This window comes from Chryseobacterium defluvii (assembly GCF_014204415.1).
GTDB classification, from domain to species: Bacteria; Bacteroidota; Bacteroidia; order Flavobacteriales; family Weeksellaceae; genus Chryseobacterium; species Chryseobacterium defluvii_A.
Genome location: NZ_JACHLE010000001.1, coordinates 1,059,237 through 1,071,308, shown reverse-complemented (window position 1 = coordinate 1,071,308; position 12,072 = coordinate 1,059,237). Strand labels below are relative to the sequence as shown.

8 protein-coding genes are annotated in these 12,072 nt (G+C 37.3%); 7 read left to right on the top strand and 1 reads right to left on the bottom strand.

Annotation, left to right across the window (positions count from 1 at the left end):
• Positions 1 to 99 precede the first annotated feature (99 nt).
• From HNP38_RS04825 to HNP38_RS04815, 3 genes are all read left to right on the top strand, one after another.
• On the top strand, positions 100 to 1,197 hold the full coding sequence (locus tag HNP38_RS04825) for a glycosyltransferase (RefSeq protein WP_184185277.1): 1,098 nt from the start codon (positions 100 to 102) through the stop codon (positions 1,195 to 1,197).
• A 407-nt stretch (positions 1,198 to 1,604) separates the two neighbouring features.
• The gene (gene lpdA / locus HNP38_RS04820) at positions 1,605 to 3,008 is read left to right on the top strand and encodes a dihydrolipoyl dehydrogenase (RefSeq protein ID WP_184185274.1); all 1,404 of its coding nucleotides are present in this window, start codon (positions 1,605 to 1,607) and stop codon (positions 3,006 to 3,008) included.
• A 203-nt stretch (positions 3,009 to 3,211) separates the two neighbouring features.
• The gene (locus HNP38_RS04815; RefSeq protein ID WP_184185271.1) at positions 3,212 to 4,108 is read left to right on the top strand and encodes a DUF4476 domain-containing protein; all 897 of its coding nucleotides are present in this window, start codon (positions 3,212 to 3,214) and stop codon (positions 4,106 to 4,108) included.
• A gap of 47 nt (positions 4,109 to 4,155) precedes the next feature.
• Here the strand turns inward: HNP38_RS04815 and HNP38_RS04810 are convergent, their stop codons facing one another.
• Positions 4,156 to 4,797 carry a hypothetical protein gene (locus HNP38_RS04810; protein WP_184185268.1) on the bottom strand — a complete coding sequence of 214 codons (642 nt, stop codon included), beginning with the start codon at positions 4,795 to 4,797 and terminating at the stop codon, positions 4,156 to 4,158.
• 161 nt (positions 4,798 to 4,958) lie between these two features.
• Here HNP38_RS04810 and HNP38_RS04805 point away from each other — a divergent pair, with 161 nt between their 5' ends.
• Genes HNP38_RS04805 through HNP38_RS04790 form a run of 4 tightly spaced genes read left to right on the top strand, consistent with a single transcriptional unit; the run spans position 4,959 to position 11,773 of the window.
• Complete coding sequence (locus HNP38_RS04805; protein ID WP_184185265.1) at positions 4,959 to 7,688, top strand: TonB-dependent receptor plug domain-containing protein; 2,730 nt, start codon at positions 4,959 to 4,961, stop codon at positions 7,686 to 7,688.
• A 26-nt stretch (positions 7,689 to 7,714) separates the two neighbouring features.
• Positions 7,715 to 9,079: a DUF4876 domain-containing protein gene (locus HNP38_RS04800; protein ID WP_184185262.1), complete on the top strand. Its 1,365-nt coding sequence runs from the start codon at positions 7,715 to 7,717 to the stop codon at positions 9,077 to 9,079.
• Between the two features lie 6 nt (positions 9,080 to 9,085).
• Entirely contained in the window at positions 9,086 to 10,639 is a 1,554-nt protein-coding gene (locus tag HNP38_RS04795) for a DUF6850 family outer membrane beta-barrel protein (RefSeq protein ID WP_184185259.1), read from the top strand.
• 6 nt (positions 10,640 to 10,645) lie between these two features.
• Positions 10,646 to 11,773, top strand: coding sequence for a cytochrome-c peroxidase (locus tag HNP38_RS04790; protein WP_184185256.1), 1,128 nt, complete (start codon positions 10,646 to 10,648; stop codon positions 11,771 to 11,773).
• Positions 11,774 to 12,072: the final 299 nt, after the last annotated feature.

The window sequence follows — 12,072 nt, the reverse complement described above, 5'->3', positions numbered from 1 at the left end:
GCAATAATAATTTTGAGGCTTTTAATTGAGTAGTTCTTAACTAAGGAAGAAAATAAATAAATTTCAGACTGCTAAAGGTTAGATTTTAGCATTTTTATCATGACGAAGAAAATTTCTGTTATGTTTATTCTGCCGGATCTGGAGACCGGAGGTGCAGAAAGAATTATTACCACCATTGCAAATCACCTGTCCAGGGATCGGTTTGAACCTAAAATTTTGCTGTTACGGAAACAAGGAGGCTATCTTAATTTTTTGAAAAAAGATGTAGAGATTATTGATATTAATACGGAAAGGATCAGGCACTCGTTAAAACCCATTTTATCGGAAATTTACAGGAGAAGGCCGGATATTGTATTTTCAGGTTATGGCGAAGTGAATGCATACCTGTCTTTATTTATAAAGCTTTTTCCCAAAACAAAATTTATCGCACGGGAAACCAATGTGGTCAGTGAGCATGTGACCAGAAAAGAAATCAAATTTTTCTATAAATTTTACAATAACTATCAAAGGATCATCGCACAAAGTGATGATATGATGAATGACCTGATGAGGAATTTCAACATAAGATCCGGTAAGATCATCAAAATCAATAACCCTGTGGATTTTGATTTTATTGACGAAAAGCTGGCGATATCTCATAAACCTGAAAGCTTTAAATATAATTATAAGAATGTGGTTGCTATAGGGAATTTATCTTCCAGGAAAGGATTCGATAATTTACTGAAAGTATTTTCAAGGCTTAAGAATGAAAATATTCTGCTCCACATTTTAGGTGATGGAAAAGATAGGGAAATACTTCACCAGATGAAAGAATTTTTGGGACTGAAGAATGTTGTTTTCCACGGGAGACAGGAAAATCCCTATCAGTTTCTGAAATATGCAGATCTATTTGTACTTTCTTCCAGATATGAAGGGTTTCCCAATGTTCTGCTGGAAGCAGGGGCCTGTGGCATCTATTCCCTGGCCAACAACTGTCCCGGAGGAATTAATGAAATTATCCAGAACCGCATCAATGGTGAGGTTTTCGATATTGAGAACCATGAAGACTTTTCGCAGAAATTAATGAGTATCCTGCACCAGACTTATGACAGGGATTCCATCAGGAACTCTATTAAGTCCAGGTTTTCAAAGAATATTATTCTGGATAAATACGAAAAGGTTTTACTGGATTTAATGAATAAACAGGCAGGGAGCTAGAAGTTAGAAGCAGGAAGCGGGAACTTTGGGGCTGGGAGATAATCATAAAATGCTTCGTAAACTTTCAGTTTGCGTTCAGTATGACATTGCAGATGGTTTTATGTGGAGTTATTGCGGGCTGTCATGCTGAGCATAAACTGAAGGTCTACGAACGTAGTTCACGAAGCATCTGAATGGTCTAAGATAAATTGAAGCAAATAAATTTGCATTATAAAATAACATTTAGCTTACTAAAATTGACGGATTGATTAGTCTTGTACTCCTTAAAATTTAACCTCACCAAAATAAACTTTATATTAAAAACAGCTTCAAACTAAAATTGATAAAACTCACTTGGGCACTTGGCAATTTATCAGTAAATTTGTGAGCATTAAGAAAGATAATAATAAACAAATTCATACAATAGCATGAGTCAATTCGATGTTACCGTAATAGGTTCCGGTCCCGGTGGTTATGTTGCTGCAATCCGTGCGGCACAATTAGGCTTCAAAACAGCAATTATTGAAAAATATTCAACATTAGGCGGAACCTGTCTTAACGTTGGATGTATTCCTTCCAAAGCCCTTTTAGACAGCTCAGAGCATTTTGAAAATGCAAAACATAATTTTGCAGGTCACGGGATCATTATCAATGAGCCGCAGGCAGATATTGCAAGAATGATCGAGCGTAAAAATGAAGTGATCAAGCAGAATACAGACGGGATCAGTTATCTGATGAACAAAAACCAGATCACTGTTTTTGAAGGAATAGGCAGTTTTGAATCTGCTACCCAGATCAAGGTCACTAAAAATGACGGTGCATCAGAAACAATTGAATCTAAATATACCATTATCGCAACAGGTTCTAAACCTTCTTCACTGCCTTTCATCACCCTTGATAAAGAAAGAGTGATCACTTCTACGGAAGCTTTAAACCTAAAAGAGATCCCTAAGCACTTGGTAGTGATCGGGGGCGGAGTTATCGGGCTTGAACTGGGTTCTGTTTACCTGAGATTAGGCGCCCAAGTAACCGTTGTTGAATTTATGGATAAGATCATTCCGGGAATGGATGGTGCATTAAGCAAAGAATTAACGAAAGTTCTTAAGAAGCAGGGAATGAAATTTATGCTTTCCACGGCAGTTTCTGCTGTTGAAAGAAACGGAGATACTGTAAAGATCACCGCTAAAGATAAAAAAGGGGAAGAAGTAGTGGTAGAAGGAGATTACTGCCTGGTTTCAGTAGGAAGAAAGCCTTATACAGATGGTCTTGCCCTTGAAAAAGCAGGGGTAGAGCTTGACGAAAGAGGAAGAGTAAAGGTAAATGATCATTTACAGACCAATGTAGCCAATATTTATGCAATTGGAGATGTGATCAAAGGAGCAATGTTAGCACACAAAGCTGAAGAAGAAGGAGTATTTGTTGCAGAGACTTTAGCAGGACAAAAACCTCACATCAATTATAACCTAATTCCTGGTGTAGTATATACGTGGCCTGAAGTTGCCGGAGTAGGTAAAACTGAAGAACAGCTGAAAGAAGAAGGAGTAGCTTACAAAGTAGGGTCTTTCCCGATGAGAGCTTTGGGAAGAAGCCGCGCAAGTGGCGATGTTGACGGATTAGTTAAAATCATTGCAGATGAGAAGACTGACGAAGTTCTGGGGATGCACATTGTAGGCGCAAGAGCAGCAGACTTAATAGCAGAAGGTGTAATTGCTATGGAATTCCGTGCAAGTGCAGAGGATATTGCAAGAAGTTCCCACGCTCACCCGACATATGCGGAAGCCATTAAAGAAGCTGCATTGGATGCTACGGCGAAAAGACCAATTCATATGTAATATGTATTGAAAGATTTAAGAAATTAAATATTGAAAAATTAAGAGAGACAGAATAAACTTTGTCTCTCTTTTTATTTTGAATTTTCACTTTGATAAGATAATTTGGTAAAGGTTAAAAGGATTTATATAATAATTTATTTTATTTAAAAATATCATTTTTTGGCATAGAAATAGAACAATGATTTAGTATAAAACAAGTCATTATGAGAAAAATATTTACTACTTGTGTTTTTTTACTAAGTTTTTCAATCTATGCACAAGAGGCAGGAAAAGCAGGTGAGCTTCTGAAAAATGAAGCTGGAAAAACTGAAATGCAAACCAGAAAAGCAGATCCTTCAGGTAAAAAAAATGAAGGCTTGAATAATTCCGGATACAGAAATCAAACCAGAGGCGGGACAGATATTTCTGTTAACAGGAATCAGAATGCTTCAGGGTACAGATGGAACCAGAATTACGGAAATTCTGAAGTCTTTTTAAGAATTCCGGAACAAGGGTATTTCACGGTAGAAGTGGGAGATCAGATGGTAAGCAATGCTTCCGGAAAATATCGTTTCTTTGATCTGCCTTCAGGAAGAGTACCTGTCTCTATTTATGAAAACGGATACCTGATCTATCGTACAGGGCTTACCGTAAAAAATAACAGCAGGATGGTGCTGGATTTCTTCTCAGATTACGGATTATATTTATTAGATACTTATCCTGTGAGAAATCAGGCCTACGGTTTCAATGACTGGAATGATGTTTGGAATAACCCCTACTCAAATTCCGGGAACACCTGGAATAATCAGGGAAACGGAATGTACTATGGGAATGTGATGAATGATAATTCTTTTTTCCGCTTTATGGACAGCCTGAAAAGAACGACAAGTTTTGATAAAGACAAAACGGCCATGATTATCCAGCAGTCTCAGGCAACTATGTTTACAGCACAGCAGATGAAGACCCTGCTTGAATCTCTGGATTTTGATAAAAACAGGCTGCAGCTTGCAAAATCTATTTATAAGAAATGTGTTGACCGGGAAAACTTCTTTGTGATCTATGAGTCATTTGATTTTGAAAGCAATAAAAGAGAATTGAGGGATTACATTTCAAAATCATAAAAAATAAAGAGAGACAATTTTGTCTCTCTTTATTTTTTATAATATATTTAATAGTCTAATGAAATCCATCCATCTACAAGGTCTTCGGCAATTTGCGAAATAATATCGTATTCAGGAACATTTCCAAAAAAATATCCAGCTTCTATAGCTACCCATTGTCCATTGGTTTTTGGCGGTACGCCCTGTATTCCATAGCCTTCTATATTTGAACTTCCTAATTCATCCAGATTAACTATACCTGCATCTATATCTGTGCAAAGATCATCTGCGGTATTATTTGTAATATCTGCCAAACTAGCCATACCGCTACATATACAATTGTAAGAAAATACAAAATAACCATTAGTGGGAGTAGCTTTTTGTTGGGAACTATTTTTAGAAATTACAATATTTTCTTCATTATTATATGGTAATGTTCGTAAATATACAGCATATCCTTTTCTATTAAAATAGTCAAAGCGCAAATCATTACTAGTTTTTTTGAAACCAAACTTTTCAGGATTAGCAAATAGAACTTTGTATAGCTTTTTCTTTTCTTTTGTAGATAGTTTATCATCTAGCTTACCAATGTGGGAAGTTTGCATAGTTTGTTCTAAAGAAATTTCTTCAGGAACAATTCTTTCATCATCACATGAATTTAAAATAGAGACTAATGATAAAGCTGTAATAATAGTTAGTGTTTTTTTCATTTTAAAATTTTATTAAGAGCAAAAATATAAAAAGTAATTTATTTCCCATAACTATGAAAAATTTATTTTTTGATAGTTTCATGATAAAAATCAATAATAAATCATTCATTTTTATTTTTATTTAGAAAAATTATAAATAGTTTTGCAAAAAATTGTTAAAGTTGAAGAAAAATGTTTTCCTTCTTGCTTTTCAGTTTGTTATCCTTTCCGTGAGTGGGCAGTCATTGACCGGGATTGTGGTAGAAGCTGATAACAGGAAGCCAATTTCGGGCGTCAGGGTAGGTATCGAGAATACCGGGATCTGGACGGTAACCGACCCATCAGGTGTATTTCACATCAGTTATAATTCTAATGAAACGCTCATTTTCTCAAGAGCAGGATTGGTGGAAGAGAAAAAAACTTATGCTATTGTCCCGTCAGACAGAATAACTGTTGAGATGCAGATTGCCTCCATCCGTATCAAAGAGATAATGCTTTCTGCCAAAAAGAAGAACTACTCTGAGATAGAGATCAAAGAAGAAGCTTTGAAAAACATCCAGGCATTTTCCCTGAATGAAGTTCTGGAACAGATTCCTGGGCAAAAATTAAGAAATCTCGACCTTAATGAGTTTAAGCCTGTTGTTTTCCGTTCTGTAACTACAGACAATATTGCGGCCAACGGGAATGAGGGCTTTGGTAATAAATCTTTTGGTACGGCAATCGTTGTGGATGGGATTCCGATCTCCAATAACGAAAATATGCAGGGCTATACCGGGAATTATGCTTCATTTTCAAGAAGTTTGAACCACGAAGGAGCTTTGTTTTCACCTCATCTTTTAGGTTTCGGTGCAGAAGGGGGATACTTTTCCAACGCCAATTTTGGTGCGGATCTAAGGGAAATTCCTGTAGAAAATATTGAAAGTGTAGAAGTGGTGCAGGGGATTCCGTCTGCTAAATATGGGGACCTGACTTCGGGGTTGGTGAATATCCAGCAGAAAAGTGGAAAAACACCTTACAGGGCTTATGTGGCTTTAAGAGAAGGAACGCAGGAATATAACATCAATAAAGGTTTCCAGCTTAATGAGAAATTAGGCTTTTTAAACGTAAACCTTAATTATCTAAGTTCCAATTCCGATGCACGAACCAAGTTCAATAGGTATCAAAGAGTGGCCACAAGCTTGATGTGGACCATTTATAATAAGAATAAAAATATCAGTAACTCTTTCTCAATAGATTACGGCAATAATCTTGACAATGCTAATTTTGAAGAAGAAGATATCTATGAAACAGTGACCAAAAATAAAAAAAGGGATTTCCGCATCTCTAACCGTTTCAACTGGAGGTTTAAAAACTCGTTTTTTGATAACCTGAATATCAACGCGAACTATACCCAGGGATATCAGAACAGCTATGAGTCAAGAATTGTTAACAATGGTGGTGATGTAGTAGGAACAAGCACCAGCGAAGGTGTTTATGTGGGAGCTTATACCCCGATCAGTTACAGACAGGTTCAGGAAGTGGAAGGAAAACCTATTTCTATGTTTTTATCCGCCGACCTGAAGAAGAATGTAAAAACCAAAAGCAACTGGGTCCATAACTTTTTGATCGGAACATCTTTCAGAAGCAGTGATAATAAAGGGGCAGGAAGGTTAGGAAGCCCCGAAACCCTGATCGTTGCTTTAGCAGGCGGAGGACAAGCTTTCAGGCCTTATAATTTTGGAGAAAATGTAAGAGCTGAATATCAGTATTCTGTATATGCGGAGGATAATATATTTAAAAAATTCGGAAGCTATGTTTTTAACCTGAATGCGGGGGTAAGATTTGACAACCAGTTCGGTGCTTCCGTATTGCAGCCGAGAATTAATGCCTACCTGATTTATAAGGATTTCAAATTCAGGGGAGGATTCGGGATTGCTTCCAAAGCTCCGTCTATGAATATGATCTATACAGGACCAAGATATTATGATGAAATTCTGGCAGATGTTCGTCTTCCCGGGTATTATAACCTGGGGATTGTGCAGACCTTTGTAGATTATTCAGATAATAAGGGTTTAAAACCATCCAAAAGCATGCGTTCCGAGATCGGGCTGGATTACAGGTTCCCTTTTGGTAATGTGGGATTGACGGCTTATTACAATAAACTATATGACGGTTTTACCAATGAATATTTCGCAGCCAAGAGAGGGATGGCCGAACTTCAGATCAACTATAACGGGAACAATATACCTACTTATGATATTATTGGGTATACTGATCATTTCTATATACAGAATAAGATTGTCAACAGTCTGAAATCTGAGGATAAGGGGCTAGAACTTATGTTGAACCTTAATAAGCTTCCTTTGAAAAATATTAGTTTAGACATTAACGGAAGCTATGTGGAAACAAAGAACAATTCCCATACAGATCGCTATTATGAAGCTAAAAACTATAATGACGGTGCAATTTACGGTTTGTACAGATCTTATGAACCTAAATACAGACAGCTAAATCTGGGCGGAACTTTAAATTATCACCTTCCAAAAGCTGGCCTTGTGATTTCCCTGAGATCCCAGCACTTTATTATAGATGATAAGATCAGGTTTAATCCGAAGATATTATATGCTTACATCAACAGAGATCTGGAAAAAGTAACGCTTACCCAGGAACAGATCAATGATCCTGCCCAGTTTGCCAGCATTAAAGACAACAATGTGGATGAGACCAATGAAAAGCTGGATAAGGTTTTCCATAACTTCAATCTCAAGATCTCCAAAGATTTTCAGAACGGATTTAAATTCTCGTTCTATGCCAATAATTTCCTGGACCTTAAACAGACCCAGGTGAAATACTCGAACGGAAGCTACATCAATACGTTAAAAGCAGACTTGCTTCAGCTTTCATTCGGGGCTAAAATAGAATATCAATTTTAAAAATTACTTTATAAAAAATAAACACTATGAAACAATTATTTAGTTTTCTGGCCATCTTAACGCTTCTTTTCTCCTGCAGGGATGATGATTTCGGAAGCGATAACAATACATTACAGCCTACCGCTTTCAGAGTAGAAGTAAAATACGACTCCAATTACGGTTCTCTGCATGCAAAAAATGCGACGGTAGTTTTAACGAATAATAATTCAGGAGATACTTATACACAGACTACCGATGCCAATGGGTTTGCCAATTTCGGAAGTGTAATCCCGGGAACCTATAAAGTGACGGTAACTAAAAAAATGCTTGCCGATGAATTCAATACAACATTCGGATACCCTATAACGGTTTCGGAAATGAATTTTAACGGGGTACAGGAAAATGCAACGGTGAATGTAAACGTGCAAAGTACCTTTATTGAGCTAAAAGGAGCAAGGGTAGGAGACCTTCTGATTAAACAGGTTTATTATGCAGGATCACACGCTACGCAGGGCGCGGCATTCAGAGATCAGTTCATTGAGATTTACAATAACTCCAATGAGGTGATGTATGCAGACGGTTTATATATCGGGCAGCTTTATGGCAAAACCAACACCGCGGTTAATAATAATTATTCCCAGGCTAACGGGCAGTTCGACTGGAGCAAATCGATCGGAATGACAATCGGCAGTGCCGCCAATACGGATTATGTGTATGCAGATTATGTATTGAGGATTCCGGGAACAGGTACCCAGTATCCTATTTTCCCGGGACAAAGTATCATCATTGCTCAGAATGGTGTAAACCACAAAGCGCCGCTAGTAGACAACACTGGGGCTCCCGTTACCGTACAGAATCCATCATTGACCGTAGATTTAAGCCAGGCGGATTTTGAAGCTTATTTAGGAAACTTCAATTTATCCATCGGGGAGCCGGTTTACAAATATGATATTCAGAATCCGGCTGTAAAAGATATTGAAATTGCTTATTGGGGAAAACCGGGATATTGGAGCCCAAACAATGATCTTATTCTGGATAACCTTGGAAGAGACAGCTTTGTGATCTTCAGGACAGATAATTTTGATACTTTGCCTAATTATTCAGATCCTTCGGTTACGACTATTTCTTCCAATACAAGATTCTTTAAGCAGATCCCGAATACGGCTATTATTGACGGAGTTGATCTTCAGCATTATAACCCTAACTCTCAAAGGCCTAAAATGCTGAGTGCTTCTCTGGATGCTTCATCTATATCCTGTGATGCCTCATTCAATTCACAGGCGGTCATCAGAAAAACAAAAATAGAGATTACACTTCCTAACGGTTCTAAAAGAAAAATTCTGGAAGACACCAATAATTCAGCGAACGATTTTGTAAAACAAGCAGCTAACCCGAGAGGTTTTGCACTATAACAGAACATGAAATTTAAGATTTTTCACATAGTTAGTTTCCTGTCATTTGGTTGTGTTTCGGCACAGCTTAATGACAGTATTTTTATTCCTGCCAACCAGATCTATTATCAGCAGCTGAACAGGATATGGGATAACCCGATACAATTTTCCCATCAGAAATTTTCAGACTTTACGGAAACAGAGCTTAGTGCCGTTGTAAAAGACCTGAATATGAAAAGAGTACAAACAGCCGAAAGCTCCAATGAATTTGCCTTTAATACTCAGGGTATTTTTAATATTTCCGAGAAACTAAGGTTATTAGGAAGTTTCGACTACCAGTTTGTAACCGAAAAAAATATGGGGTATAATCTCACCACAGGCAGAACGGAAGACCAGTTTGTACTGAATCCGAATTATTTATTTGTTCCTAAAAAAGCGAATTGGGAAACCCAGAATTACCACGTAAAAGGAGGTGTGTCCTATAATATCTGGAAAGGACTGGATCTGGGTGCGGTGGTAGATTACAGGAATCAGAGTTCTTACAGGAAATCCGATCCGAGGCCGGAGATCTCAACAGCAGATTATTCCGGAAAAATTTTTGCCGGATACCATGTCGGGAAACACCAATTGTCTGTTTTTGGAGGTTTGGGAAGAAAAACAGAGACCAATGATATTATGGCGGTCAATGAAGCTGTCAACGCACCTGCCAATCCGGAATACTTCGTACGATTTTCCAATGGCTACGGAAGGCTTGTGTATTTTCCATCTTATTCGGACTTTAGTTACAGAACAATAGACAGGAACTTCGGCGGGGGATATGCTTTTGAGAGTAACAGGAATTTTTTTAATATCAATTTCTCTTACAGCAAAGCTATGCAAACCCTTTTCGGAAAGGATGCAAACTCTGTAACCTATTTTGAAGAAAGCCTGGAGAAAATGAAATACAGGCTGGTAAACTATAAAACCGATGCCAATTACTGGTATAAAGGAGAGAAAATGGATTTCATGTCCAATGTTAACTTTCAGAGTATAACAGGAGACAACTACAATATCTCCGAGTTCGGGCAGAATTACAGGATGACTTTGGACAGGCTGGCGTTCGCTAATCATTTTCTTTTAAGAGATCAGCAGAAAATAAAATTAGGAGTAACTCTTGAGGGGATTTATAATGATTTTTCTGCTATTGATCTGTTAGGGGTTACCTATAAATATGTAAAAGGAATGAATCTAAACTTAAAATTCAATAAAGATATTTTCTACAGAGATAGTCAGAAAGTCAACTTAGAATTGGGAGCAGTTTCTTATTTCCCTTTAAGCGAAAGCCTGACTTACAATGCTGCGTCTTCCAATACACTGCTGTTTGATAACGTAATTAAAAATGATCATGAGTTCGACAGTACTTCACAGTTGGGGCCTCACTTCGGGTTGCAGTTCTATCAGAAAGTTACCGCTAAGGCAGATTTGAAAATATTTACTAATTTTGCAACGTTATTTCCGCTTAACAGCAGTTTAGAGCAGAATACGGACTACAACGGAAATCCTAATCTGTATTTCAATGCGGGAATATCCTTGTTTTATTAGAAAATAATGAAGTATTTTTTATCGCTTTCGGCGGTTTTGTTTTTAATATATTCCTTTTCCGATTTCAATAGAACTCAAAAAGGGTATACCGTACAGGAATTAAGGGAACTTTACGGCAGTGGCGATCATGATTTGTGGCCTAAGCCTCATTTATTTGATGAAGCTAGAGAAGGCTTTCAGGATATCGGAGTTTTATCGAAACCCGAATTTCCTAAAGACAATCCCTATTCTCAGGAAAAGGAAGAATTGGGTAAAATGTTGTTTTTTGATCCGAGGCTTTCAAAATCCGGGCAGATCTCCTGTGCCAATTGCCATGATCCGGAACTTTCCTGGGCAGACGGAAGGAGAGTGGCTTATGGCCATGACAGGCAGTTAGGAACAAGGAATACGCCTACCATTCTTAATATTAACTACGCTAAAGAGTATTTCTGGGATGGCAGGGCGGCCACATTGGAAGAGCAGGCCAAAGCACCTATAGAAAACCCTGTGGAAATGAATTTCCATTCAAGACTTGCCGTAAAAACCATTGCAAGAATTAAAGGATATAAAGAACACTTTAAAAAAGCATTTGGAGATGATAAAGTAACGGAAGAGAAGATCACTAAAGCTATTGCTACTTTTGAGAGGAACATCATAAGCCCGAAATCGAAGTTTGATAAATTTATTGAAGGAAAAAAAGATGAATTAACTGATTCTGAAATTAACGGATTGCATTTGTTCAGAACAAAAGCGAATTGTATCAATTGTCATAATACCCCATATTTTTCAGATCAGAAATTCCATAATATAGGCCTGACGTATTTCGGAAGGGAGTATGAAGACCTCGGGCTATATAATATCTCGAAGAAAAATGAAGATGTTGGGAAGTTTAAAACGCCGACGTTAAGAGAGATTTCGCAAACGGCTCCTTATATGCATAACGGCTTGTTTCCGAATATTCGGGGAGTTTTAAATATGTACAACGCAGGAATGCCGAACGAAAAAAGAAACAGGGACAGCCCGCTGGCCCCACATAAATCTAAAATGCTGGAAAAACTGGATCTTACAGATAATGAACTAACTGATTTGGAAAACTTCTTAAATACTTTACACAGTTACAAGTATAAAATGAGAGCACCGCTGTTACCGAAATAAAAGAGAAGCAATTGCTTCTCTTTTTTTGTAAGAAGTTATAGGATTACTGAAAAAAACAAAGAGTTGAAGAAGAATTGAAATTCTATGAAAATAAATAGTGAACTTATTTAAATTACGCAGTACTGTCATTCCGGAGGAATCTATACAAAGTTGAAATGCTTACAGCATGACAAACCGTATGCTATGGTCAGGATAATATATAAGTTGCTTAGTTTGAGAGAATGAATACTTCAAGACTCCGCCTTCGGGATTATTTCATTTAAAATTAATACTTACACTTTAATTTTGGCATCAACAAG